This window comes from Lentzea sp. NPDC006480, from assembly GCF_040611995.1.
In the GTDB taxonomy this organism is placed as follows: domain Bacteria; phylum Actinomycetota; class Actinomycetes; order Mycobacteriales; family Pseudonocardiaceae; genus Lentzea.
Genome location: NZ_JBEXPJ010000049.1, coordinates 25,214 through 50,881 on the forward strand (window position 1 = coordinate 25,214; position 25,668 = coordinate 50,881).

The window sequence follows — 25,668 nt, forward strand, 5'->3', positions numbered from 1 at the left end:
TACGTTGCGGCCCACTCCGAATCCGTGTGCGAAAGGTGGAACGTCGTGCGGGAACGACAGCTGTACTTCCACGAGCTCGTAGAGCAGGCGGCCCGCCGTGACCCCCGCGCGACCGCCGTGGAGCAGGACGACCGGCAACTCGACTTCGCCCACCTGGACGGGTACGCGAACCGGCTCGCGCAGCACCTGCGCGGTCTCGGGGTCACCGCGGGCTCGCGCGTCGGGCTGTGCCTGGAACGCGGCACGCCCAGCCTGGTGGCCCAGCTGGCGATCTTCAAACTGGGCGCGGCCGCCGTGCTGCTCGACCCCGAGTACCCGGAGGCACGGCTCGCGTTCATGCTCGACAACGCCGAGGCCGTCGCGCTGGTCACCCGGTCGGAGCTCGCCGACCGGATCATCCTCGACCGGGACTTCCCCGTGGTGCTGACCGACGGCGACGAGTGGCGCAACGCCCCCGAGGAGAACCCCGGTGCCGAGGTCGACGACGAAACGGTGTGCCACGTCGCGTACACGTCCGGTTCGACCGGTGTGCCAAAAGCGGTCCTGCTGCGCCATGGTCCACTGAGGACACTTATCGCCACCTTGCAGGACCAGTGCGGCATCACCGAGGGCACGCGGGGAACGTGGCTCTCCTCCCCCGGCGCCGGTCTGGTGGAGGTCGACTGCTTCCCGGTGCTCGCGGCCGGTGGAGCGGTCTGCATCCCGCCGTCCGACATCGCCGCGAAGGCGGAAGCGCTCAAGGACTGGTTGGTGGAGAAGGAGATCACGCACGCGCTGTTGCTCACCGCGACAGCGGAACGGACGTGGCACCTCGACTGGCCGGTGCACACCAAGCTGCGCAACGTGCGCATCGCGGGTGAACGGCTGCGCAGCTGGCCACCCGACCACCTGCCGTTCGAGGTCGTCAACGTGTACGGCTCGTCGGAGGCAACGGTCGTGACCACCTGCAACCTCTCCGCCATCGGCCGGACGCTCACCGACGACGAACGCGCCCACCGCGCACCGCCGGTCGGGCTGCCCGTGCCCGGGGTGCGGGTGCACGTGCTGGACGACGAGTTCCAGCCGGTGCCCGCGGGCACTCCCGGCGAGCTGTTCGTGTCCGGTGCGAGCCTGTCGCAGGGTTACCTCAACCGGCCGGAGGCCAACGACGAGAAGTTCCTCGAAAACCCTTTGGACGACGATCCCAACCCGGTGCTGTACCGCACCGGTGACGTCGCGCGGCGCTGGCCGGACGGCATCGTCGAGGTCGTCGGCCGCACCGACAACGAGGTGAAGATCCGCGGGTACCGCGTGCACCTCGGCGAGGTCGAGTCCGTGCTCTCCCAGCAACCCGGTGTGCGGCAGTCCGCCGTCACCGCGCACGAGCAGGTCGAGGGCGAACGCAAGCTCGTCGGCTACCTCGAACCGGACCGCGCCGCACCGCCGTTGCTGCCCGCCGTGCGCAAGGCCCTGCGCCAGCAGTTGCCGCACTTCATGGTGCCCGCCGTGCTGGTCGTCGTGGAGGACATGCCGATCTCCGCCAACGGCAAGATCGACCGGGACGCGCTGCCCCCGCCCCCACGCACACGGCCGGACCTCGACGTCGAGCTGGTCGAGCCGCGCGACGACCTGGAACGCGCACTCGCCGCCATCTGGTCCGACGTGCTGGAGATCGACGAGATCGGGGTGCTGGACAACTTCTTCGACCTCGGCGGCGACTCGCTGAGCGCTGTCCGGCTGCTCACCGCGGTCGGCGACGAGATGCGGGTCGAGCTCGGGCTGACCGACCTCGTGCACGGGCCGAGCGTCGCGCAGGTCGCGCGCAAGGTGGAGACTTTGCGGGCCCAGGGCGCCACGCCGGACGAGTTCCCCGTCGTCGTACCCGACGAGGTGGACAGGTACGAGCCGTTCCCGCTCACCGAGACACAGCAGGCGTTGTGGATCGGGCGGGGCGACGCGGTGGACTTCGGCAACGTCGGCTGCCACGGCTACTTCGAGTGGGAACGCGACGGGCTCGATGTCGACCGGTTCCGCGCGGCGTGGCGGAAGCTCGTGCGACGACACGACATGCTGCGCGCGATCGTGCTGCCCGACGGCACGCAGAAGGTGCTGCCGGAGACCGGCGGTGACGACATCCGCGTCGCGGACCTGCGCTCACTGCCCTCCGACGAGGCCGAGGCGCACGCTCTCGCCACCCGCGAGGAGATGTCGCACCAGGTGATCGACTCCGACCGGTGGCCGCTCTACGACATCCGGCTCACGTTGCTGGGCGACGACAAGGTGCGCCTGCACGTCGGCATCGACCTGCTGATCATGGACGCGTGGAGCGCCTTCCAGGTGCTCTTCCCCGACCTGATCGAGCTCTACGAAAGCCCGGACGACGACCTGCCGCCGCTGGACATCACGTTCCGCGACTACGTGCTGCAGTCCAGGGCCGCGCTGGCGAACTCCGAGGCCTACCGCCGTTCGCGCGAGTACTGGGTGTCGCGGGTGCCGAACCTGCCCGCCGCGCCGGACCTGCCGCTGGTGAGCAACCCCCGCGGCGAGGTCAAGTTCGACCGCCGCGCACACGACGTGCTGCCGGAGGACTGGAACCTGTTGAAGGAACGGGCGAAGAAGGCCGGCGTCACCCCGTCCGGCATCCTCGTCGCGGCGTTCGCCGAGGTGCTGCGCACGTGGTGCAAGAACGACCGCTTCACCATCAACTTCCCGATCTTCGACCGGCTGCCGATGCACGGCGAGATCGACCGGCTGCTCGGCGACTTCACCAACACGCTGCTGGTGGCCGTGGAGAAGACCGACGGCACGTTCACCGAACGGGCGCGCGACATCCAGGAGCAGATGTGGAGCGACCTGGAGCACCGGCACTTCAACGGCGTGCAGGTGCTGCGGGAACTGTTGCGCCAGCAGCAGTTCGCCGGGTTGCGGCCGGCCATGCCGATCGTGGTGACCAGCCTGCTGGGCCACCCGCCGCGCCGACAGGTCTCCGCGCTCGGGCGTGAGACGTACGGCATCTCGCAGACCCCGCAGGTGCTGCTGGACTTCCAGATCCGCGAGATCGACGGGATCCTGCACTTCAAATGGGACTTCCTGGACGCGATGTTCCCCGAGGGCCTGATCGACGCGATGTTCGCCGCGTACGTGCGGCTGATCGAGCAGCTGATCCGCGACGAGGCGCAGTGGCACGTCGAACAGCCGCAGCTGGTGCCGGCCGAGCAGATCGCCGTTCGCTCGGCGGTCAACGACACTGCCGCCGACGTGCCGGACGCGCTGCTGCACGAGCTGTTGTCCACATCGGACTCCCCCGCCGTGGTCACTCCCGGTCGCACGCTGTCGTTCGACGAGCTGCGCCGGTACGCCACACGTGTCGGACGCGGCCTGCGCGCAGCGGGAGCGCAGCCGAACGAGCTCGTCGCCGTGGTGCTGCCGAAGGGCTGGGAGCAGTACGCGGCTGTCTACGGCGTGCTCGCGTCCGGCGCCGCCTACCTGCCGATCGACCCGTCCGTGCCGGACGAGCGGCTGCGGTACCTGTTGCGCGACGGCGATGTCCGGTTCGTGCTGACGGCGGACTCGCTGCGCGAGTTCCCCGACGACGTCAGGACGTTCACGGTCGCCGATTTCGACGACGAGTCCGAGGACGCGCTGCCCAGCGTCCAGTCGAACACCGATCTCGCCTACGTCATCTACACCTCGGGCTCCACCGGCACGCCCAAGGGCGTCGCGGTCGACCATCGCGGTGTCGTGAACATGTTCTCCGACATGAACTCCCGGCTCGGCGTCGGTACTGACGACCGCGCGTTCGCAATCTCCGGGCTGCACTTCGACCTGTCCGTGTACGACCTGTTCGGCGTGCTCGCCGCGGGCGGGTGCGCGGTGCTGCCGGAACCGTCCGAACAGCCGGATCCCGCGCACTGGCTGGATCTCGTGCGCCGGCACGGTGTCACGTTCTGGAACTCGGTGCCCGCCCTGGTCCAGCTGCTGGCGGACAACGCCTCCCCCGGCGATCTCTCCTCGCTGCGCACCGTCGTGATGGCGGGCGACTGGATCCCGCTCACCCTGCCGGATCAGCTCCGCACACTGGCACCGGCCGTCCAGGTGATCGGCTCCGGCGGCCCGACCGAGACGATCTGCTGGTCGGTCGTGTACCCGATCGGCGAGGTGTCGCACGACTGGACGTCGATCCCTTACGGCACACCGATGTCCAACCACCGCTACCACGTGCTGGACCACCGCTGGCAGGACCGCCCGACCTGGGTCCCGGGCCAGATCGTGGTCGGCAGCGACGTCGGCCTCGCCCACGGCTACTGGCACGACGACGAGCGGACCAGGGAGAAGTTCTTCCGCCTGCCCTCCACCGGCGAGCGCGTCTACGCGACCGGCGACCTCGGCCGCTACCTGCCGGACGGCACGATCGAGATCCTGGGCCGCGACGACTTCCAGGTGCAGGTGGGTGGTCACCGCATCGAGCTCGGCGAGATCGAGTCCACCGCGGAACGCCACCCGGACGTGCAGTCCTGCGTGGTCGTGGCGACCGACTCGGCGAGCGGCGGCAAGCGCCTGGTGTGCTTCGTCGTGGGATCGGCCGAGATCGCGGACTTCCTGAAGTCCCAGCTGCCCGCCTACATGGTGCCGGCGGACATCCGCGCCCTGGAGTCGTTCCCCTTGACCGGCAACGGAAAGGTGGACCGGCGAGCGCTGACCGAACAGGCCGCGCTGGTGTCGTCGTCCTCCGACGAGGAAGCGTGCGGCCCGGTCGAGGCACTGGTCGCGGGCGTGTGCGCGGAAGTGCTGGAACTGCCCGAGGTCGGCGTGCACGACAGCTTCTTCCAGCTGGGCGGCGACTCGCTCACCGGCACCCGCTACGCCCGCAAGCTCAGCGAGACGTTCGACGTGTCGCTCTCGGTGCGCGACGTGTTCACCTCGCCGACGTGCGCGCGCCTGGCCGCGGAACTGGCCCGTGACCAGCGAATCGTGGACTTCGCGCAGGCCATCGCCGAGCTGGCCGCCGCCGAGGAGCCCGCCGCCGCGCCCGTCGCGGGGAGCTAGCGAGCAGAAGGGCCCGCCACCGAATCCGGTGGCGGGCCCGTTTCCCGTTACGGGGTCAGCAGTTCCCCAGCAGACCCCAGTAGATCCACACGCCCGCGCGCCCGCCCTGGATGTTCCCGTGGGCCCAGGACAGGTCCGGGCCACCGGACTCGAACACGTCGAACCGCCGGCCGCGGTGCACCTGCCCCAGCGGCGTGCCTTCCGGGGTCTTGCGGTAGATGACGTTGTTCTCCTGAACGCAGACGACCGACTGCGCGGACACCGGTGCCGCCGAAGCGGTGGAGGCCCCAACCGTGATCATCGAAGCGCCGGCGGCAACCACGGCCGCCAATGCGGTGATCTTCATGCGTGAACTCCCCAGTTCATGAAATTGATCAACACCGTTCTAGCGGTCCGGAGCCGTCCGGTGGCGCGAATGTGATCCACATCGCCCTTCGCCGTCCGGCGAAACCAGATCGCGGACCACCGGGCAGGAACCACTGAATTCGGGCATTCCGGCTAATGACGTCAATGTTTGTGAAATGCCGCTTTCGTGGGCATTGTCGCGTCCCGGCAATAGGCCATCCGGATGCTCTGCGGCCATTTTCGACAAAAGCGGGAACTGAGTTCTGACAGCCTTCGTCGCACCTGTCACGTGCGGCGCGACATCGGCTGGAGGCTCGCCTTGAGTAGTCCGACCCCGACCGGGAACCTCAGCTCCACCGCGGGGGTCGACCAATGGGTCGCCCAAGCGCGGGCAAAGGCCGAGCGGTACCAGGAAATGCGCGCGCAGGCCGGTCAGCTGTCAGTGACCGAGTCGTCCAAGGACGGCCTGGTGACCGTGTCGATCGACTCCAGCGGCAACGTGACCGATCTGCGGATCACCGACCGGGTGCGGGAGCTGTCCGGCGCCGAGGTGGCGGCGGAGGTCCTGCTGACCATGCGGCGGGCGCAGGCGAAGCTGCCCGAGAAGCTCGCCGAGGTGATGGCCACGACCATCGGCGACGACCCCGGCACCGCCGAGACGATCGTCGGCAACTACCGCGCGAAGTTCCCCGAGCCTCCGTCCGACGAGCCCACCCCGCCCGCCAGGCCGCCGTCGCCTCGAACCGATGACGACGACTTCGGCGGCGAGTCCGTGATGAGCGAGTCATGACCGGATATCAGGTGGTGACCACCGAGCTGCACAACCACGTCGGCTCGGTGCGGAAGGTGGCCGAGACGCTCGGCCAGGCGCTCGACGCCGCGCAGTCCGTGACGATGGGCGTGCAGGCCTACGGGATGATCTGCGGCCCGCTGTTCGTGCCGATCGTCATGGCCGTCAGCGCTCCTGGGCTGATCACGCTGAAGGTCTCGCAGGAGGCCGTCGGCAAGATAGCCGACGAGGTGCAGGCCACCGCCGAGCACTACGAGTCCGTCGAGCAGGACACCTCGAAGAGCTTCACCGACATCCACGGGAGATTGTCGTGACCAATCCCCTGCTGGCGCAGAAGCAGGACTCGACCAACTGGCACACCGGCATCAACCTGATCGACGACGCGGCGGGCGTGTACGACGCGGTCGAGTCGGGCAGCTGGATCGAGGGCGGCATCTCCGCACTCGGCGCGGGCATGGACCTGCTGACCGTGGCGATGAACCCGGTCGGCACGCTGATCTCCTACGGCCTCAACTTCCTGATCGAGCACGTCAAGCCGCTCAAGGACGCGCTCGACCAGCTCGCCGGCGACGCCGACCAGATCGCGGCCTACTCGCAGACGTGGGCCAACATCGGCAAGGCGGTGGAGGAAGCCGCGAAGAACCTGACCGACGCGGCGACCCGGGACACCGCGCAGTGGACCGGTCCGGCCGCGGAGGCGTACCGGCAGCACGTCGGCGGCAAGATCAACGGCCTGTCCACCGCCGTCACGTGCGCGAACGCGATCAGCACCGTGGTCAAGGTGGTCGGCGTGATCACCGGAGTGGTGCGCGGCCTCGTGCGCGACATGGTCACCCAGGCCGTCGGCGACTTCATCCAGGACGCGCTGGAGGAGGTGTTCTCCCTCGGTCTCGGCACCCCGCTGGTGGTCGCCCAGGTCGTGGAGCAGGTCGCGGCGTGGACGGAGAAGATCGGCGCCACGATCAAGAAGCTGATCAACTCGGTCGAGAAGCTGCGGCCGATCATGAGCAAGCTCGAGGAGATCTGGCGCGGCGTCCAGAAGATCATGTCCGAGCTGCACGGGCACGGTGGCGGCGAACCGCACGCCCCGCACGGTGAGGGCGGCGGCACGCACGTCTCCTCCGCCGAACCGCACACCGCGGCCGGTGAGCACGCCGCGCCGCCGAAGGAGCCCAGCGGCGGCGAAACCCATGTCTCCCAGGCGGACGACGTCGCGGGCGGATCCCACACCGAACCGTCCGGCTCCGAGCACGGCGAGACCAGGACGTCCGGCGCCGACGACAGCATCAGCGGCAACAACAAGGAACCCGGCGCGAACTCCAAGCCGGAGGAGGGCACGCCGAAGTGCGGTGACCCGATCGACGTGTCGACCGGCGTGATGATCCAGACGGAGACCGACGTCGAGCTGGCCGCCGCGCTGGCGCTCGTGATCACCCGCACGCACAAGTCGTCCTACCGCTCCGGCCGGTGGTTCGGCCCCACCTGGGCGTCCACTGTGGACCAACGGGTCGAGGTCGACGACCACGCGGTGCACTTCGCCGCCGCGGACGGCATGTTGTTGCGCTACCCGCATCCCGCGCCGGGCGCCCCCGTGTTGCCGGTCGAGGGCGCGCCGTGGCCGCTCTCCGTCGGCGAGGACGGCGGCTACCGGATCACCGACCAGCAGGGCGAGCGAACGCTGCACTTCGCCGCGGTCGCCGGTGAGCGCCGTCCGCTCAGCGCGATCACCGACCGCAACGGCAGCCGCATCTCGTTCGACCACGACGACTCCGGTGTGCTGACCGCGATCCGTCACTCCGGCGGCTACCACGTCGACGTCGCCACCACCGACGGCCTGATCACCGCGCTGACCCTGCGCGATCCGGCGACGGCCAACGCCGTCCCGTTGATGCGCTATCGCTACGACGACCGGCGCCGCCTGATCGAGGTGATCAACTCCTCGCACCTGCCGATGATGTTCGAGTACGACGACGACGGACGCATCACGCTCAAGCAGGACCGCAACGGCATGTGGTACCGCTACGTCTACGACGCGGACGGGCGTTGCGTGCGCGGCGAGGGCCGCGACGGGATGTTGAGCTACTCCTTCGACTACGACTCGGTCAACCGCGTCACGCGCGCGACCGACTCACTGGGCAACACCACCGTCTTCCAGCTCAACGAACGTTTCCAGGTGGTCAGCGAGACCAACCCGCTCGGTCAGGCCGTCGCGTTCGAGTGGGACCTGCACCACCGGCTGCTGGCCAGGACCGACCCGCTCGGCCGCACCACCCGTTATGTCCACGACAAAGCGGGCAACCTGGTCGAGCTCGTCCGTCCGGATGGGACGGTCGCGCGCAGCGAGTACGACTCGCACGGCCGCCCGATCGCCGTGGTCGAGCCGACAGGTGCGGTGTGGCGGCACGAATACGACGACGCCGGCCGTCTCGTTGCGACCACCGACCCGTTGGACGGGCGCACTCAGTTCGAGTACGACGCGATGGGCAACCGGACCGCGACGATCGACGCGCTGGGCAACGTGACGCGGGTCGAGTACAACGCCGCCGGACTGCCCATGAGCATGACCGATCCGTCCGGCGCGGTGACCCGGTACGCCCGCGACCTGTTCGGCCGGCTCACCACCGTCACCGGTCCGACCGGCGCGGTCACCCACTTCACCTGGACCGTCGAGGGCAAGCCGCTGAGCAGGACCCTGCCGGACGGCACGGTCGAGCGGTGGTCCTACGACGCGATGGGCAACCTCGTCGAACGGGTCGACGCCGCCGGGCTGTCCGTGCACACCGACTTCGGCGCGTTCTCCCGGCCGGTGAGCCGGACCGGGCCGGACGGCGCGCGGATGACGTTCCGCTACGACACCGAACTGCGGCTGGTCGCGGTGGCCAACCCGCTGGGCGCGACGTGGAGCTACGAGTACGACGCCGCCGGACGCCTGGTCCGGGAGACCGATTTCAACGGCCGCGCTCTGGTGTACGAGCACGATGCCGCCGGCCAGCTCGTCGCGCGGCTGGAAGGTGACGGGACGGGGACCCGGTTCGACCGCGACCCGCTCGGCAACGTGGTCACCCAGCGCACTCAGGACGTCGTCACGCGGTTCGTCCGCGACGCGAACGGACGGCTCGTCGCCGCCGACAACGGTGAGTCCGAGCTGCGCATCAAGCTCGACGCCCTCGGCCGGGTGGTCGCGGAAACCTGTGACGGCGCAACGGTTTCATCGGCCTACGACGTCCTGGGCCGCCGCACGCAACGGCGCACGCCGTCTGGTTCGGTGAGCACCTGGGAGTTCACCGGCCATCGGCTCGCGGCCATGCGCACGGCCGGGCAGACCGTGCAGTTCGACCACGACATCTCAGGTCGTGAGGTCGAACGGCGGTTCGGTTCCGGCGTGCGGCTGACCCACGAGTGGGACGACAACGAACGGCTCCGCTCGCAGACACTCACGTCAGGCGACCGCACTTCGCAACTCCGCGAGTACGGCTATCGGCCGGACGGGGTCGTGGACGCGATCACCGACCACCTCTCCGGGCCGCGGCGGTACGAGCTCGACCCGGTCGGCCGGGTCACCACCGTGCACGCGGCCGGGTGGACCGAGCGGTACGCCTACGACGCGGCGGGCAACCTCGCCGCGGCCGGGTGGCCCGCACAGGACTCCGCGGAGCCCGACACGGCCGGTGCGCGCGAGTTCGCCGGGACCCTGTTGCGCCGAGCGGGAAACGTCCGCTTCGAACACGACGCGCGTGGCCGTCTCGTGCTGCGCCAGCGGAAGCGGTTGTCGTCCAAACCGGACACTTGGCGTTATCTGTGGGACGGCGCCGATCGGCTCGTCGGCGTGGTCACCCCGGACGGCGCGCGCTGGCGGTACCGCTACGACCCGCTCGGCCGGCGCGTCGCGAAGGAGCAGCTCGCTCAAGACGGCCACACGGTCGTCCAGCGGGTGCGGTTCGTCTGGGACGGCGTGGTCCTCGCCGAGCAGCTCGTCACCGATGCGAGCGGCGCGCACAGCACCACGTGGGAGTGGGAACCCGGCCATGTCCGGCCGATCAGCCAGGTCGAGCGCGAACCCGCGCGGGACGGCCGGCAGGAGTGGTTCGACCGGCAGTTCTACGCGATCGTCACGGACCTCGCGGGCACACCGACGGAACTCGTCGACACCAGGGGCGACGTCGTCTGGCACGCCCGCACCACGTTGTGGGGCATCGCGATGTCCGGCGCGGCGGGCACCCCGTTGCGCTTCCCCGGCCAGTACCACGATGCCGAGAGCGGGCTGAACTACAGCGTCTTCCGCTACTACGACCCGACGACCGGCAGGTTCGTCAGCAGCGACCCGCTCGGCCTCGGCGGCGGCCCGGACAACCTCGCCTACGTCTTCAACCCGCTGCACCGGGTCGACGTGCTGGGCCTGGCCGGCAGCGAGGACTGCGCGGTCGGGGCGTTGAAGAAGCTCGACGACGAGGCGCGCGAGAAGATCCTCTACCGCACCAACGCCCTGGACAAGAAGGGCAGGCCGTTCGGCAGTCCTGGCAATCCGAACCCACCGTCGATCGAGACGTTCAACCCGAGGTTCGAGGACATCCGGGCGGGCGACCTCGAAGGCCACATCAACTCGCGCATGCACGGCCTCTACGACGAGCAGGTCTCCTCGGTCTCCCAGCTGCACAGCGACGATCTGGTCAGGTGGCGGCCGGAGGACCCGATCAGCGCCACCCGCGGCGCCGACGGCCTGGCGCTCACCGGCGGCCACCACCGCACCGCCGATATCATCCAGCGCGTCGCGTCCGGAACCCTCGATCCCAACACGATTGTGAGGATCCTCGTCCATGACTGATCTCTCGGAGTTCCTCGATCGCGCCACCGCCGACGTGGCCGCGACCAGGAAGGTCGGCGCCGAGAGCTGGGCGGCCTACGAGGAGCTGGACGCCGGGACGCGTGCGGCACTGCGCTCGGCGGCCGCTTTCCTGGGCCACCAGGACGACAGCGGTGATGTCGAGCCGGCACCGGTGGATGCCACGTCTCGGCGCCGCGTCGCCGCCCTGCTGCTCCTGCGGTTCGCCGTCGACACCGACGAGCCGGTCTGGTCGAGCAAAGCGCTGGAAGATCTCGTCTCCGCGCAACTGGCACTGGCGGGCGGCGGCGTGTGCGACGTCTTCGGTGCCGCTCTCGACCTGTGGGCACAGCACGATCCACAGCTCAGCCCGGCCGTCGTCAACTTCGTCCGGGCGCTGACCGTGCTGTGCTTCACCCAGAACCGCCGGTCCTACCAGGCGTGCGACTTCACCGGTCTGCTCGACGAGTTCACGGCGCGGCCGAGCAGGGCGGGCGCCTACCTCCTGGCCCACGCTTTGCCGCCGGAGCACTGGGCCGCGGCCCGGCCGGTTCTCCTGGCCGCGCTCGACGGCACACCTCAGCGGGAACAGGTGGACCTCATGCTGAGCGAGGACGACGACTAGCTGTTTTTCGTTGCTAGGCCAGGAGCTTCCGGATGATGTCGGTCGCGGTGTCGATGTCCGGCGGGGCACCGGTGATGACGTCGGAGTAGCAGAACGACTCGGCGAGCCGGACCACGGCGTAGGCCAGTTTGGTCACCGGGATGTCGGATGAGCCGTCACGTTCGGCGTCGATGAGCTCGGCCAGTCCTGCCACGAGGCGGGACTGCACCACGCCCTGCTGCGAGGTGAGGACTCGCAGCGCGGTTTCGGGGTCGCGTTCGAGCAGCGCGCGCAGGGCCGGTGAGGCGACGGTGTCCCGCATCGCCTGGTCCAGCACCGCGATCACCCTCGCCATGCCGCGCTTCTTGCTGGCCTGCCACAGGCGTGCCCACTCGCGGTGGGTGATGGCCCACAGGACCTCGCCCAGGACCCGGTCGCGGTCGCCGTACCTGCGGTAGAGGGTGGCCCGGCCGATGCCGGCCGCGGTGGCGAGGTCACCCATGTCGATGCGGCTCTCGCGGAGGAAGTGCCGCAGCGCGAGGGTGATGACCGGATCCACCTCGGGCTCGGTGGCCAGGTTCACGTTGGTCGCAGCGTGAGACAGCATGTATAAAGTGTCTCACGGAGACATTCTGGCGGAATGTCTCACCGATGAGCTTGGAGGACGGCATGCGCCGGGTCGTGGGCGTGCTGCCCTTCGTCGTGGTCGGGGTCGCGTTGCTGCTGGACCCTGCCACCGCCGGGCCCGCCCGGTGGAACCTGCTGGTGCAGGTCGTGCTGTTCACGCTGGTGGCGGCCATCCCCGGCTACCTCACGCGGCACGTGTCGTACGTCGACGTGGCTTGGCCGTGGGGGCTGGTGGGCATCGGCGTCGTCACCCTGGTCACCGCCCACCAGCTCAGTGCGGTGATCGTCGCGGTCGCCTACCTCGCCATGGGCGCGCGGATGGGGCTGTGGGGTTTGGTGCTGGCGGTGAAGCACGGCTGGTGGACACCTGGCGCGCCCAAGGTCGAGCTGCCGCGGTACCGGTATCAGCGGCGGCGCTGGGAGCGGCAGGGTTTCCGCAGCGAGACGTGGTCCGTGCAGTACGAGATCTGGCTGCAGGGGCTGGCGAACGCGACCGTGCTGGCCGTGCCCGCGTTCGTCGTCGCCGCCGATCACTCGCGGACGCTGTCGGTCTGGACCGTGGCCGCTTTCGTGCTGTGGGCCGGGTCGTACGTGCTGGAGTCGGTGGCCGACCGCCAGAAACAGCGCTTCGCCGCCCGTGGTGAGCGAGGTACCTGCGATCGTGGGCTGTGGCGGTACAGCAGGCACCCCAACTACTTCTTCCAGTGGATGCAGTGGAACGCCCTGGTGCTGCTCGCGCTGCCGTCACTGCTGACGTTGTTCCACGCCACCACGTTGCTGGTGTGGGCGGTGCTGGCGCTGGGCCTGTGCCTCGTTTCGTGGACGCTGTACGTCACGCTGACCAAGCACACCGGCGCTCGTCCCGCCGAGTACTACAGCGTTCGCAAACGGCCCGACTACAGGCACTACCAGGCCACCACGAACATGTTCTTCCCCGGTCCCGTCAAAACTCCTCGGACGGCCGCGGAGTAACCGGTCCGCTGTGGACAGCCGCTCCTTCGTACCTCCGGAAGTCGATGGCGCTCATGATCCCGTCGCCGCGGCAACCTGGCCTGGCACATGCTGCAGACGTGCGGGCGCGAGTCGCCGTCGACGACGTTCCGGCTGATGGTCATCCAGTCCGGCGAGCGGCCGACTCGGCCAGCCGTCGCCGCGCGGTGTGCTCCTCCGCCGTGAACCCGAGCCGCCGGGACAGCTCCAGTGCCTGACGCGCGTGGTGTTGCGCCGCTTCGGGTTCACCGCCGCACAGCGCGACGAACGACAGGTTGTTGAGCGTCTCCGCCACGCCTTCCTCGTCGCCGCACGCGCGGAACATGTCCAACGCGCGCTCGCAGGACGCACGGGCGCGGGCGAGGTCGCCGAGGCGCGCGGACAGGCGGCCCGCGCCGTTGAGCGCCTTGGCTTCCCACGTGGTGCGGCCGTGCCGCGCGTAGATCAGCATCGCCTCGGTCGCGTCGGCCATGCCGCGGGCGTCGTCGCCGAGCGCCTCCAGCACGGCCGCCCGCACGGAGAACGCGTGGGCCCGGTACAGGTCGTCGCTGCTGCGGCGCAACGCGTCGGTCAAGTGCCGCAACGCCTCGTCGTGGTGGCCGGCGCGCGTGCAGGCGAGGCCGAGCAGCACCGACGCGAGCGCCAGGTCCTCGTCCACGCAGAGCTGCTCGCCGGCCGCGCGTCCCGCTCGCCAGGCCGCCAGGTGTTCGTCGGCCCGGCCCGTGCGCAGCAGGTACGAGTCGAGGCACCAGGCCAGCTGCCACACGTAGAGCGGGCAGTCCGTGGCGCTTTGCTGAATCGCCAGCAGCGACTGGTGCTGCTGGTCGAACCACTCGGTGGCGCGGTCGAGCGACAGCGGCCGCTCCAGCGGCGGGATCTGCTCGATCAACGCCCGGCCGGGAGCGAACGCGAGTGCGGCGTCGGCCGAGGCGCGGAGGTAGAAGTCCATCATGCGGTGGAACGCCGCGGCGCGCTCCGGCTCCGGGATGTCGTTCGTGGCGCGTTCGTAGACGTCCAGGCGCACCAGGTCGTGCAGGCGGTAGCGGTTCGGGAGGTACTGGGTGACCAGGTTGGCGTGCTCCAGCGCGGCGAGGACCGGGCGCACCGCGGCCGGCGGGCGATCGGCCAGGAGGGCCGCCGCGGTCAGGCCGATGTCCGGGCCCGGCGCGAGCGCGAGCAGGCCGAGCACCCGTGCGGCGTCCGGGTCCAGCACGCGGTAGGAGCACTCGAAGACGGCGCGCAGGCTCGCCGGGCGTTCGCCCGCGTCCATCGCGTCGAGCCTCGTCACCACGTCGGCGACTTCCCCGGCCAGCACCGCCAGCGAGAAATCCGGCCTGGTCGCCGCGCGGGCGGCGAGGATGCCCAGCGCCAGCGGCAGACCCGCGCAGTAGCGGACGAGCTCGTCGACGGCGGCGGGTTCGGCGGCGGTGCGGGCCGCGCCCAGGTGGCTGCCGAACAGGTCGCGGGCCTGGTCGTCGTCGAGCGCGCCGAGCGTGACCGGCACCGCGCCGTGCTTGGTGATCATGCCGCCGAGCTGGTGGCGGCTCGTGATCACGACCGTGCACGAGTCGCCGCCCGGCAGCAGTGGTTCGACCTGCGCGGTCTCCAGCGCGTTGTCCAGCACGACCAGCATCCGGCGGTCCGCGACCAGCTCGCGGAACAACGCCGCCTGCGCCTGCAGGCCCGCCGGGATGGACTCCGCCGGAATCCGCAGCGCGTCCAGGAAACCGCGCACCACCACCGCCGGTTCGACCGGAGGACCGGCCGGGTCGAAGCCGCGCAGGTTCGCGAACAACTGGCCGTCGGGGAACTCGGCCAGGTGCGCGTGGGCCCAGCGCAGCGCGAGCCACGACTTGCCCATGCCACCCACGCCGCTGATCACCGTGATCGGCGTGCGGCCGATGCGGGCGAACTCGTCGTCGCGGCCCCGGAAAGCCCGCTGCGGTGCGGGCAGCTGCCGCGGGACCGCGCGCGGCCGGGTGGTCAGGTCCAGTGCCGGAGCGGCGGCCAGCACCTGTTCGTGCAGCCGTCGCAACGCCGGACCGGGTTCGGCGCCCAGCTCGGCCACCAGGCGGGTGCGGATGCGCTGGTAGTGCTCGAGCGCCTCGTTCTGCCTGCCGCACCGGTACAGCGCCAGCATCAGCTGGGCGCCGACACGTTCGTCGATCGGGTGCTGGTCGGCCAGCTCGGTCAGCTCGCCGGCCATCCGGCCGTGCTCACCGAGGCGCAGCCGGACGTCGTTGTGGTCCAGCCGTGCGGCGAGGTGATCCAGGTCGAGCCGGGTGCGGGTGGCCGCGAACCACGGCGTCGTGGCGCCGGCGAACGCCTCGCCCGACCACAACGCCAGCGCCTGCGCGAAGAGCGACGACGCGTCGGCATCGGCGGCCGCGCGGGCACGGGTGACGAGCGCGCCGAACCGGTGCAGGTCAACGGTTTCAGGGTCGGCCACGAGCTGGTAGCCCGCCGACGGGCGTTCGATCACCACGCCTCTGCCGCGCAACCGCGACACGTAACTCCGCAAAGTAGCCGCGGCCGTAGGCGGCGCTTCATCGCCCCACACCCGCGTCACGAGATGCGGGACCTGCACCGGGCGGTTGACGTCCATCAGCAACGCGGCGAGCACCAGGCGTTCGCGCGGAGATCCGAGCGGAACCTCGGCGCCGTCGACCTCCGCGCCGATCGGGCCGAGCACGCGGAACGCCGTCATCGCAGCTTCTCGTCGATCGCGTGCGCTTCGTCCGCCCGGCCTTGGGCGCGCAGCAGCTCAGCGGCCAGGGTGAACGCCGCGTGTGCTTCGTCGTGGCGGCCAAGTGCCGTGTGCGCGTCGCCGAGGCGATCCAGGACGGTGGCCTCGTAGCGCTGGTCGCCGACCTCGCGGAACACGGCGAGTGAACGCTCGTACCACGACACGGCCGCGGCGACATCCCCGCTGTGGAAGGCGATGTAGCCGAGCGTGTCCAGCGTGCCCGCCTCGCCGGCCTGGTTGCCGTTGGCCTCGAAGGTCGCCAGGGCGCGTTCGCAGTGCTCACGCGCGTCGGCGTAACGACCGGTCAGCGCCGAGAACCAGCCGACCGCGGTGAGGCCCTGCGCGATGTTGCCGGTGTTGCCGGTGTGCTCGAAGCACCGCAACGCCTTCGCCGCGTGCTCCAGCGCACGTTCGTTGTCGCCCTTGGTCGCCCACGCGTCGGACAGGGCGTAGTGCACCTGCGCCTGCACGGCGTGGTCGCCCACCCGTTCCGCCACCGCCAGCGCCTGGTCGAGGTGGTGCATCGCCTCACCGTGCGCGCCGGTTCGGGCCTGAGCCGTTGCGATGTAACGACGTGCGAACGTCTCGCGCTTGGCGTCGGCCATCCGCTGCGAGGCTTCCAGCGCGACCCGCCACACGGCGAGCTGATCCGCGATGTTCGCGGTGTGGGTGTGGTAGGTGGTCAACGCCCACGCGCACTGCCAAGCCTGCTCGTCCAGCTGGTGGTCGATCGCGAACCGTTGCACCGCAAGGATGTTCGCGTGCTCGGCCGCGAGCCAGGCGCGCGGATCGGCGGGGTCCTCCGGCACGCACCGCGCCGCGACGGGCTCGACCGGGAGCGGCGTGCGCGACGGGAAGAGCGTCCGCTCCGCCGCTGTGGCGCTCGCGGCGTAGTGGTCGACCAGCCTGCGGGAGGCCTCCGCGTCCGGCACGGCGACCTCGGCCGCGTATAGCCGCACGAGGTCGTGCATCCGGTACCGGTCCGCGGCGTGCTGCGTGACGAGATGCACGGACTCCAGCTCCCGCAGCACCTTCCGCAGCCGCACCGCGGGCTGCCCGGCCAGCGAGCCGGCGGCGGCCAGCCCGATGTCCGCGCCGGGATGCAGCCCCAGCAACCCGAACAACGCGGCAGCCTGTGGTGACAACGCCGCGAACGACCACGACAGCACCGCACGCAGGTTCGCGTCGGTGTCACCGAGCCCGTCGAGCCGTCCGGCCGCGTCCTCCAGCTCGGCGGCCAGCTCGGCCAGCCCCGTGTGCGCGGCGGCCCGAGCGCCCACGATGCCCAGCGCCAGCGGCAACCCTGCGCAGTAGCCGAGCAACGCGGTCACCGCGGCGGGTTCCGCGGCCACCCGCTCCGCGCCGATGTGTCCGATGAGGACCGCGCGGGCGTCCTCGGGATCCAGCACGTCCAACGACAACGGCACCGCACCGTGCGCGGACACGAGCCCCGCGAGCGAGTGCCTGCTGGTCACGATCACCGTGCAGGTCCGGCCGCCCGGCAGCAGCGGCTCGACCTGGGCCGACTCCCGCGCGTTGTCGAGCAGCACCAGCATCTTCCGATCCGCCACGAGCTCGCGGAACAACGCCGCCTGAGCGTCCACATGAGACGGACGGTCGGCCGCCGCCACACCGAGCGCGTCCAGGAAGTCCCGCAGCACGGTGGCGGGCTCCACGGGTGGTGAGGCCGGGTCGAAGCCGCGCAGGTTGACGTAGAGCTGCCCGTCCGGGAACTCGGCGACGTGCCGGTGCGCCCAGTGCAGCGCGAGCCACGTCTTGCCGACCCCACCGGCACCACCGATCGCGGAGATCACCACGGTCTCGGCGGGGCGAGCGCTGTCGAGCGAGGCGAGCTCGGCCGTCCGCCCGCTGAACAACGGCGGCGGCGCGGGCAGCTGCCTCGGCACGGAGCTCGCCAGCGCGGCCCGCCGCCCCAGCTCGCGCAACGCCACACCGGGATCGGCGCCGAGCTCGTCGGCCAGCCAGGCGCGCACCTTCTCGTAGTGCGCCAACGCTTCAGCGTGACGTCCGGTCGCGAGCAACGCCGTGATCAGCTGCCCCGCCACCCGTTCGTCAGCCGGGTGCGCAACGCTCAGTTCTGTCAGCTCGCCGACGAGGTAGGTGCCTTCGGCGAGCAACGCGTCGTGGTAGTCGAGCACCGCCTCGAACCGCGCCGCCTCGAGCCGCTTGCGTTGCACGTCCAGCCCCGCGATGCCCGCGAACGGCTCACCGCGCCACAGCTCGAGCGCCTGCCGGTACGTCGCACTCCGCCCGGTCCGCCCGGCTTCGGCGATGAAGTCGTTGAACCGCAGCACATCCACACTGCCCGGTTCCGTCCGCAGCACGTACCCGGTGGTCTGCCTGCTGATGTCGAACCCGAGCGCCCGCAACCGCGAGAGGTATGCCCGCAACGTGACCGACACCGTCTCAGGTGGAGAGTCACCCCAGACGCGCAGGATGATCTCGGCAGTGGGAACGGGATTGCCGACGTCCGCGAGCAGAGCGGCGAGAACCGCCCGCTGCCTGGGCGGACCCAGGTCGACGGGCGTGCCGCCGATGGTTGCCCGCAGCTCCCCCAACAGCCCGAACTCGACCCGCATGCGATCCCCCTCGCCGGGGATTCTCGCACGCGGCCGAGTCGGCACCTCACGCGGTGTGATCACCGCGTCCTGGATCTAGTTCGGGCCGTGCCACCTCGCTGTGGTGTCGCCGCCGTCGAGCGCCGGCACGGGAAGCTGCTCACCCCGGCCGAGCGTGAGCTCGTGGTCGCCGGTGGACATCGTGACGATGCCCTTGCCTTCGCCGCGGCGCTTCAGCCTCAGCCCGAGCGGTGCGGCCGCGGGTGTGACCGGACCGTCCGGCGCGAACCGCAGGCTCATGTCGACGGTTGGCGAACACCTCCCGCGTCTCGCTGCGCAGGCTCGTCACCTCTACCGGCCGGCCGACTTCCGCGCGGCGACCGTGGCGCTGCGCTCGTCCGGCTGATCCGCTGTGGCGGGTGCCGCTGGAACCTGGAGCAGGCTCGACAGCAGCACGAGGACACCGGCGCGGGCGAGCGCCGCAGGTCTGCCCATGGTGAACCCGTTTCACGAGAGTGGGAGAAGTGAGGCGGCCCGTTCTCCCCCCAACCCCCGAAAACGGGCCGCGAGCACACCCTGACCCAGCCGGGTTGCAGAAACGTTGCGGCGGGACCGGTCCCGCAGACGCCCCCGACACTGATCCGCCAACAGGCAGGAACGCGCCGGTCGACGGAGGAAACGTGCTGGGCAGTACGAAAGCGGAGGTCACCCGGATCTCCGAGGCGGTGGCGCGGGGCGTGTTCACCGAGAGCAACCTGATCTCGCTGCTCGAAGGTGAGATCCACGCGCGGCTGCCGGACACCGTCCACCAGTACGCGCGGGCGCTGCTGCCCAACCTGGCGAAGCTCGCGGTGGCCGGTGCCGCCCCGGATCCGGACGAGCTGCGGGCCGCCGTCGAGGGAGCCGTCCGGGAGCGGCTGGAGGCCGATCTGCCGGAACTGGTCCGGCACGTCGCGGACGGTCTGCTGCCCGACTTGGCCGCGCTCGCGGTGCGGGACGCGACACCGGACCTGGCGCGGCTGCGCGAGGAACTGGTCGAGAACGCCACCGCGCAGTTCAGCGGCGTCGTGCGGCGCCAGGCCACCGACGTGCTGGCCGACGTGGTCGACAAGGCCACCGGCGAGGTGCGTGCCGCGGTGGCCGCCAGCTTGCAGACGCAGGCCGGGGAGCTGGTCGGCGAACTGGCGCGCGAGGCGGTCGCCAAGGACGCCGCCGTGCTGCGGGACGAGCTGCTGCGCGACGGGTCCGCCGCGATGGCCGAGGCCGCCCGAGCCGCCGTGGTGGACGCCGCGCCCGCCGCGGTGCAGGACGCCGCGGACGAGGTTCGCGGCGCGCTGGAGTACGCGGTGCGGCACGAGGCGGGCGAGGTGCTGCCGGCACTCGCCCGCGCTGCGATGACCGAGGCGACCCCGGATCTGCAGCGACTGCTGGACGAACTGGTGGACAAGGCCGCGGTCACGGCGACCGAGACGGCACGCAGGGCCACCTTCGAGGCCGTCCCCGAGGTGGTCGACGAGGTCGCCGAGGAGGCGTTGAAACAGGTGCGCGGCGCGGTCCGCGACGAGGCGGCCAGGGCGTTCGAGCAGTACGCGCCGAACGTGATCACCGTGGTGCTCCCGCAGGGGCGGAAGGTGGAGCTCGGCGCGGACACCCACGCGGTGCTGCCGCAGCTGCTCGTGGCCCTGCACGCACGCTGCCACGTGCTGCTGGTCGGCCCGGCCGGCACCGGGAAGTCCATGCTGGCCAAGCACGCCGCGGGTGCGCTGGGGCTGGAGTTCCACGCGCTGTCGCTCGGCCCGACCACGCCGATGAGCAAGGTGTTCGGCTACTACGACGCCCATGGCAAGTACCACGGCACGCCGTTCCGCCGCGCGTTCGAGCACGGCGGCGTGATGCTGCTGGACGAGCTGGACAACGGCCATCCCGGGCTGCTGGCCGAGCTCAACCAGGCGCTCGCGCTCGGCACCTGCGCGTTCGCCGACCGCATGGTGGACGCGCACGAGAGCTTCCGGCTGGTCGCCACCGGCAACACCTACGGCACCGGCGGCGACCGGCAGTACGTCGGCCGGCAGACGCTCGACTCCGCCACGCTGGACCGGTTCGTCGTGATGGACGTGGAGATCGACGAGAACCTGGAGGAACGGATCGCGCTGCGGCACGCGCCGTCGCATCCCGACGCGGTGATCGAGCTCCTCGCCGACATCCGGGAGCTGCGTTCTGTGGCGGAGACCAAGAAGCTGCCCGTGATCATCTCGCCGCGAGCGAGCATCGACGGCGCAAAGCTGCTCGAAGCGGGCGCGACGGTGGAGCAGGTCTTCCAGTGGCGGGTGGTGCGCGGCCTCTCCGACGCGCACCGCAAGGCGCTCGGGCTGGCCTGATGCACCCGCTGAAGCTGGCGCCGCTGATGTCCTGGCGCGAGTTCCTCGACACGGCGACGGCGCCCCCGACCAGCAGCAACCCCTCCAGCAGGAGGATCAGCGACGGCTGGCACGGGGCGACCTGGGAGGAGGCTGTCGAGCTGGCCACCGACGGCTGGTCGCTCGCCCTGGAGGAGACCCGCGTGACGGTCGCCGAGCTGCGCGGGCGGGCCGGGCTGTCCCACGCCGTCACGTTGCTGGAACCGACCTGGGACGTCACCGGCAGCGAGGTCGACGTCGGCGCCTACCTCTCCGGGGTGCCGGAGTGCATGGTGGACGCGGTGCCCCGGCAGGTGTCCCGGCGCGGCAAGGTGATCACGTTCCTCGTGCCCGGCGGCTTCACGCACACGATCGCGCACGACGTGATCATCAACCGCGGCCTCGCGCTGGCCACGCTCTGCACCGCGATCATCGACGCCGGGCACAGCGTGGAGGTGTGGTCGGGGTTCGCCGGCGAGCTGCCGCTGGCCGGGCACGACCACCGCTTCTCCGGCACGGCCAGGGTGATCAGCGCGGGCGAACCGCTCGACGTCGGCCGGTTGATCTTCGCGGTGGCGCACCCCGCGATGCTGCGCAGGCTCTGGTTCGGGGTCTGGGACGCGCAGCCGAAGGACGTCGCCACGGCGATGATGGCGGGACGCTACGGCTATCCCCCGTACACGCTGCACGCCAGCGACCTCCCGGAGGAGGTCACCGACCCGTACGTGTTCCCCTACCTCACCGAACAGGACCGGCAGTGGGACGACCTGCCCACCGCGCTGTCCTGGGGCAGGCGGATGTTCGGCGAACTCGGCCTGCTCCAGGACTGATCGCTACAGGTCCGCCAGCGCCGACTTCGGGTTCTCCACGCAGTCGGCGACGAAGCGGAGGAACCCGCCCGCGGTGCCGCCGTCGCACACCCGGTGGTCGAACACCAGCGACAGCTGCACGAGGTGCCGCACCGCGATCTCGCCCTGGACCACCCACGGGCGGGGCAGGATCCGGCCCATGCCGAGGATCGCGACCTCGGGGTGGTTGATGATCGCGGCGCTGCCATCGACTCCGAGCACGCCGTAGTTGTTGAGGGTGAACGAACCTGAGCTCAGCTCGCTCGCGGTGGCGGTGCCCTCGCGCGCGGCGGTGGTGAGCCGGCGGATCTCGGTGTCGAGGCCGCGCATGCTCAGGCGGTGCGCGTCCTTGATCGCCGGGACGACGAGGCCGCGGCCGGTTTGTGCGGCCAGGCCCAGGTTCACACCGTCGAGGTGGGTGATCTCCGCTCGTTCGGTGTCCACTTTGGAGTTCAGCTCGGGGAAGCGGGCGAGCCCGGCCACGACGAACCGGGCGACCATCGCCAGAATCCCCGGCGCCGCACCGGTTTCCTTCAGTTCGGCACGGAGCTCCAGCAACGCGGTCGCGTCGACGTCCACCCACGTCGTCGCTTCAGGGATCTCGCTGCGGCTGCGGGTCAAGGTGGTGGTGACCGCTTTGCGCATGCCCGTCAACGGCACGCGGGTGCGGATCGGGAGGCCCGTGCGCTGATCCACGTCACTGACCGGTCCGGGCTTCGCGGACGCGGCTTCGACGTCGCGGCGGGTGATCAGGCCGTCGGGTCCGGTGCCGGACAGGGCGTTGAGATCGACGCCGTTGTCACGGGCCAGGCGGCGCACGATCGGCGACTGCACCGCGGGGCGTTCCCCGTTGTGCACCACGGGACGGGGAACGGCCTTCCGGCGACGACGGGAGGCCGTCGTCTCCGACGTGCCGTAGCCGATCAGGACGTTGCCCGAACCGGCCCTTTCTTCCTCCACATAGGACTCGGCGGCCGCGTCGACCGAGATCAACGGCGAGCCGACCTGGAGGGTGGCGCCCTCCTCACCGTGCAGCCGCGCGATCACCCCGCCGAACGGCGACGGCACCTCGACCATCGCCTTCGCGGTCTCGACCTCGGCGACGGGTTCGTCCACCGCCACCGGGTCGCCGGTCTTGACCAGCCAGCGGACCAGCACCGCCTCGGTCAGGCCCTCGCCGAGGTCGGGCAGGTCGAACACCCTGGCGCTCATGCGGCGTCCTCCCACTGCAGCGTGTCGACGGCGTCCAGGATCCGGTCCACGCCGGGCAGGAAGTGGTGCTCCAGCTTCGGCGCGGGGTAGGGCACGTCGAACCCGGTCACGCGGCGCACCGGCGCCTCCAGGTGGTGGAAGCAGCGCTCCCCCACTCGTGCCGCGATCTCGGAGGCCACCGAGGCGAAGCCGGGTGCCTCGGCGACCACCACGGCCCGGCCGGTCCGGCGCACCTCGGCGCACACCGTCTCGTCGTCGAACGGGACGATCGAGCGCAGATCGACCACGCCCAGGTCCCTGCCCTCGGTCGCGGCCTGCGCGGCGGCCGCCAGCGCGACCGGCACGGACGGGCCGTAAGCGATCAACGTGGCGTCCTTGCCCGGACGCCGCACCACCGCCCGCCCGATCGGTGGCACCGGCACCGACACGTCCACTTCTTCCTTGGCGAAGTAGTGCTTCTTGGGCTCCAGGAAGACCACCGGGTCGGGGCTCGCGATGGCCGCGCGCAGCAAGCCGTACGCGTCGGCGTTGGTGGCGGGTGCGACGACGGTCAGGCCTGGGGTGTGCGCGTAGTAGGCCTCGGAGGAGTCGCAGTGGTGCTCCACCCCGCCGATCCCGCCGGCGTAGGGGATGCGGATCACGATGGGCAGCCGCACCTTGCCGCGGGTCCGGTTGCCGAGCTTCGCGACGTGGCTGACGATCTGCTCGAAAGCCGGGTACGCGAACGCGTCGAACTGCATCTCGACGACCGGGCGCATCCCGTTCATGGCCATGCCCACGGCCATGCCGACGATGCCGGACTCGGCCAGCGGGGTGTCGAAGACGCGGCTCTCCCCGAACTCGCGGTGCAGCCCGTCGGTCACCCGGAACACCCCGCCCAGCTGGGCCACGTCCTCGCCGAACACGACCACGGAGTCGTCCTGCGCGATGGCGTCGCGCAGCGCGGCGTTGATCGCCTGCGCCATGGTCATCTTCGGGGTGCTCATCAGGCCTCCTCGAGCTCGGCCCGCAGCACCGTGCGCTGCTCGGCCAGCTGCGGCGTGGGGGTGGCGTAGACGTGGGCGAAGATCTCCTCGGGATCGACGGGCGTCTCGGCGCCGACACCGGCCCGGACCGCCGCCGCCATCTCCTCCGCCGCCGCTGCGATCTGCTGCTCACGGGCGTCGTCGAGCGCGCCCTTGGCTTTGAGGTAGGTCCGGACTCGCAGGAGTGGATCACGCGGGACCCAGTCGATCACCTCGTCGTCGTCGCGGTAGCGGCTGGCGTCGTCGGCGTTGGTGTGCGACTCGATGCGATAGGTGTCGGCCTCGACCAGCGTCGGCCCGTCCCCGGCGCGTGCCCGTGCGACCGCCTCGCCGAGCACCTTCTCCAACGCCGGCAGGTCGTTGCCGTCGACCCTGATGCCGGGCATGCCGTACCCGATCGCCTTGGCCGCGAGCGAAGGCGCGACCGACTGGCGCGCGAGCGGCACCGAGATCGCGTACTTGTTGTTCTGCACGAAGAACACCACCGGCGCGCGGAAGACCGCGGCGAAGTTGCACGCCTCGTGGAAGTCGCCCTCGCTCGTCGCGCCGTCACCGCACAACGCCATGACGACGGTGTTTTCTTTCTTGAGACGCGCGGCGTGCCCGACACCGACGGCGTGCAACAGCTGCGTGGCCAGCGGTGTGGCCTGAGGCGCGACCTTGTGCTCGTTCGGGTCGTACCCGCAGTGCCAGTCGCCACGCAGCAACGTGAGCGCTTCGACCGGGTCGACCCCGCGGGCGACGATCGCGGCCGTGTCGCGGTAGGTCGGGAACAGCCAGTCGCCTGGCGCGAGCACGGACGCGCACGCGACCTGGCACGCCTCCTGCCCGCGTGAGGACGGGTACACGGCCAGCCGTCCCTGCCGGACCAGCGCCCCGCACTGCTCGTTCAGGCGGCGCGCGAACACCAGCCTGCGGTAGCCCTCGACCAGGGCGTCGGCGTCGGGAGCTGCGGCACCGCGCACGAGCCGTCCGGACTCGTCCAGCAACCGCGCCGGGGTGAGGGCCGCCTTGAGCTGACTCATGAGCCGGAATGTTGCCTAGAACGGTGGTCGTTCGGCCAGGTCTGGGCGTTATCGCGAGACGATTGACTTCGTGGGACGATTCAGCCGGACCAGTTGGCCTGATTCACCGCCCTGCCGACCTCGGGAGCGAGACACGTGGACACCGAGCTGGACGAGATCGACCGCCGGATCCTGCGGGAACTGGAGGCGGACGGCCGCCTGTCCGGCCGGGCACTGGCCGAGCGCGTGACCATCTCGCGCGCGAACGCCTACGCCCGCTTCGACCGGCTGGTGGCGGACGGCGTGATCACCGGCTTCACCGCCCGCGTCGACCCGGTGAAGGTCGGCCTGACCACCTCGGCCTACGTGGCGATGACCGTGCGCCAGCACAACTGGCGCGACCTGCAGGCCCAGCTGCGGGCGATCCCGGAGGTGCGGCACATGGCGTTGATGGGCGGCGAGTTCGACGTGATGCTGCTCGTCCGGGCCGAGGACAACAACGCGTTGCGGCGCGTGGTGCTGGAGCAGCTGCAGATCATCCCCGGCGTGCTGTCGACCAAGACGTTCCTGATCTTCGAGGACGCCGGCAACTGAGAACGGGGCGCCGTCACCGGCGCCCCGCTGCTGTTCACCAGATCTAGATACCCTCCGACACGAC

General features: G+C 70.8%; 18 protein-coding genes. 9 read left to right on the forward strand and 9 right to left on the reverse strand.

Features of this window, described 5'->3' with window-relative positions; all coding sequences use genetic code 11:
- The first annotated feature begins 45 nt into the window (after positions 1–45).
- The gene (locus tag ABZX92_RS20925; protein ID WP_355561708.1) at positions 46–5,025 is read left to right on the forward strand and encodes an amino acid adenylation domain-containing protein; all 4,980 of its coding nucleotides are present in this window, start codon (positions 46–48) and stop codon (positions 5,023–5,025) included.
- Between the two features lie 55 nt (positions 5,026–5,080).
- On the opposite strand, the gene ABZX92_RS20930 is transcribed toward ABZX92_RS20925, so the two are convergent.
- Positions 5,081–5,371, reverse strand: coding sequence for a hypothetical protein (locus tag ABZX92_RS20930; protein ID WP_355561711.1), 291 nt, complete (start codon positions 5,369–5,371; stop codon positions 5,081–5,083).
- A 318-nt stretch (positions 5,372–5,689) separates the two neighbouring features.
- Here ABZX92_RS20930 and ABZX92_RS20935 point away from each other — a divergent pair, with 318 nt between their 5' ends.
- From ABZX92_RS20935 to ABZX92_RS20950, 4 genes are read left to right on the forward strand one after another with little or no spacing between them, the layout of a single operon-like run.
- A complete protein-coding gene (locus ABZX92_RS20935; protein ID WP_355561714.1) occupies positions 5,690–6,160 on the forward strand; it encodes a YbaB/EbfC family nucleoid-associated protein in 471 nt (156 codons plus the stop codon).
- A complete protein-coding gene (locus tag ABZX92_RS20940) occupies positions 6,157–6,474 on the forward strand; it encodes a hypothetical protein (RefSeq protein WP_355561716.1) in 318 nt (105 codons plus the stop codon). The genes ABZX92_RS20935 and ABZX92_RS20940 overlap by 4 nt, the downstream gene beginning before the upstream one ends.
- A complete protein-coding gene (locus tag ABZX92_RS20945) occupies positions 6,471–10,982 on the forward strand; it encodes a DUF6531 domain-containing protein (protein ID WP_355561719.1) in 4,512 nt (1,503 codons plus the stop codon). The genes ABZX92_RS20940 and ABZX92_RS20945 overlap by 4 nt, the downstream gene beginning before the upstream one ends.
- Positions 10,975–11,604 carry a hypothetical protein gene (locus ABZX92_RS20950; RefSeq protein WP_355561722.1) on the forward strand — a complete coding sequence of 210 codons (630 nt, stop codon included), beginning with the start codon at positions 10,975–10,977 and terminating at the stop codon, positions 11,602–11,604. Before ABZX92_RS20945 ends, ABZX92_RS20950 begins: the two co-directional genes overlap by 8 nt.
- A 13-nt stretch (positions 11,605–11,617) precedes the next feature.
- On the opposite strand, the gene ABZX92_RS20955 is transcribed toward ABZX92_RS20950, so the two are convergent.
- Positions 11,618–12,190, reverse strand: coding sequence for a QsdR family transcriptional regulator (locus ABZX92_RS20955; protein WP_355561725.1), 573 nt, complete (start codon positions 12,188–12,190; stop codon positions 11,618–11,620).
- A gap of 44 nt (positions 12,191–12,234) precedes the next feature.
- Between ABZX92_RS20955 and ABZX92_RS20960 the strand changes: the two genes are divergently transcribed.
- Positions 12,235–13,182: a DUF1295 domain-containing protein gene (locus tag ABZX92_RS20960; RefSeq protein WP_355561728.1), complete on the forward strand. Its 948-nt coding sequence runs from the start codon at positions 12,235–12,237 to the stop codon at positions 13,180–13,182.
- A gap of 139 nt (positions 13,183–13,321) precedes the next feature.
- Here ABZX92_RS20960 and ABZX92_RS20965 read toward each other — a convergent pair whose 3' ends face one another.
- The 4 genes from ABZX92_RS20965 to ABZX92_RS20980 all read right to left on the reverse strand — a co-directional run bounded on the left by ABZX92_RS20965 (position 13,322) and on the right by ABZX92_RS20980 (position 19,020).
- Positions 13,322–15,907 (reverse strand): BTAD domain-containing putative transcriptional regulator, encoded by a 2,586-nt coding sequence (locus ABZX92_RS20965; protein WP_355561731.1) that lies wholly within the window; start codon positions 15,905–15,907, stop codon positions 13,322–13,324.
- Positions 15,904–18,546 carry a BTAD domain-containing putative transcriptional regulator gene (locus ABZX92_RS20970; RefSeq protein WP_355561734.1) on the reverse strand — a complete coding sequence of 881 codons (2,643 nt, stop codon included), beginning with the start codon at positions 18,544–18,546 and terminating at the stop codon, positions 15,904–15,906. The genes ABZX92_RS20965 and ABZX92_RS20970 overlap by 4 nt, the downstream gene beginning before the upstream one ends.
- A 75-nt stretch (positions 18,547–18,621) precedes the next feature.
- Positions 18,622–18,825 carry a hypothetical protein gene (locus ABZX92_RS20975; RefSeq protein WP_355561737.1) on the reverse strand — a complete coding sequence of 68 codons (204 nt, stop codon included), beginning with the start codon at positions 18,823–18,825 and terminating at the stop codon, positions 18,622–18,624.
- Between the two features lie 51 nt (positions 18,826–18,876).
- Positions 18,877–19,020: a hypothetical protein gene (locus ABZX92_RS20980; RefSeq protein ID WP_355561739.1), complete on the reverse strand. Its 144-nt coding sequence runs from the start codon at positions 19,018–19,020 to the stop codon at positions 18,877–18,879.
- Between the two features lie 185 nt (positions 19,021–19,205).
- Here ABZX92_RS20980 and ABZX92_RS20985 point away from each other — a divergent pair, with 185 nt between their 5' ends.
- Positions 19,206–20,903 (forward strand): AAA family ATPase, encoded by a 1,698-nt coding sequence (locus ABZX92_RS20985; RefSeq protein ID WP_355561742.1) that lies wholly within the window; start codon positions 19,206–19,208, stop codon positions 20,901–20,903.
- On the forward strand, positions 20,903–21,751 hold the full coding sequence (locus tag ABZX92_RS20990; RefSeq protein WP_355561744.1) for a hypothetical protein: 849 nt from the start codon (positions 20,903–20,905) through the stop codon (positions 21,749–21,751). Before ABZX92_RS20985 ends, ABZX92_RS20990 begins: the two co-directional genes overlap by 1 nt.
- Positions 21,752–21,754: 3 nt before the next feature.
- On the opposite strand, the gene ABZX92_RS20995 is transcribed toward ABZX92_RS20990, so the two are convergent.
- The 3 genes from ABZX92_RS20995 to pdhA are packed head-to-tail and all read right to left on the reverse strand — an operon-like array spanning position 21,755 to position 25,031.
- Positions 21,755–22,981 (reverse strand): dihydrolipoamide acetyltransferase family protein, encoded by a 1,227-nt coding sequence (locus tag ABZX92_RS20995; protein WP_355561746.1) that lies wholly within the window; start codon positions 22,979–22,981, stop codon positions 21,755–21,757.
- Positions 22,978–23,967 carry an alpha-ketoacid dehydrogenase subunit beta gene (locus ABZX92_RS21000; RefSeq protein WP_355561749.1) on the reverse strand — a complete coding sequence of 330 codons (990 nt, stop codon included), beginning with the start codon at positions 23,965–23,967 and terminating at the stop codon, positions 22,978–22,980. The genes ABZX92_RS20995 and ABZX92_RS21000 overlap by 4 nt, the downstream gene beginning before the upstream one ends.
- Positions 23,967–25,031, reverse strand: a complete 1,065-nt coding sequence (pdhA, locus tag ABZX92_RS21005; RefSeq protein ID WP_355561752.1) for a pyruvate dehydrogenase (acetyl-transferring) E1 component subunit alpha — start codon at positions 25,029–25,031, stop codon at positions 23,967–23,969. The genes ABZX92_RS21000 and pdhA overlap by 1 nt, the downstream gene beginning before the upstream one ends.
- A 135-nt stretch (positions 25,032–25,166) precedes the next feature.
- Between pdhA and ABZX92_RS21010 the strand changes: the two genes are divergently transcribed.
- Positions 25,167–25,604 carry an Lrp/AsnC family transcriptional regulator gene (locus tag ABZX92_RS21010; protein WP_355561754.1) on the forward strand — a complete coding sequence of 146 codons (438 nt, stop codon included), beginning with the start codon at positions 25,167–25,169 and terminating at the stop codon, positions 25,602–25,604.
- Positions 25,605–25,668 lie beyond the last annotated feature (64 nt).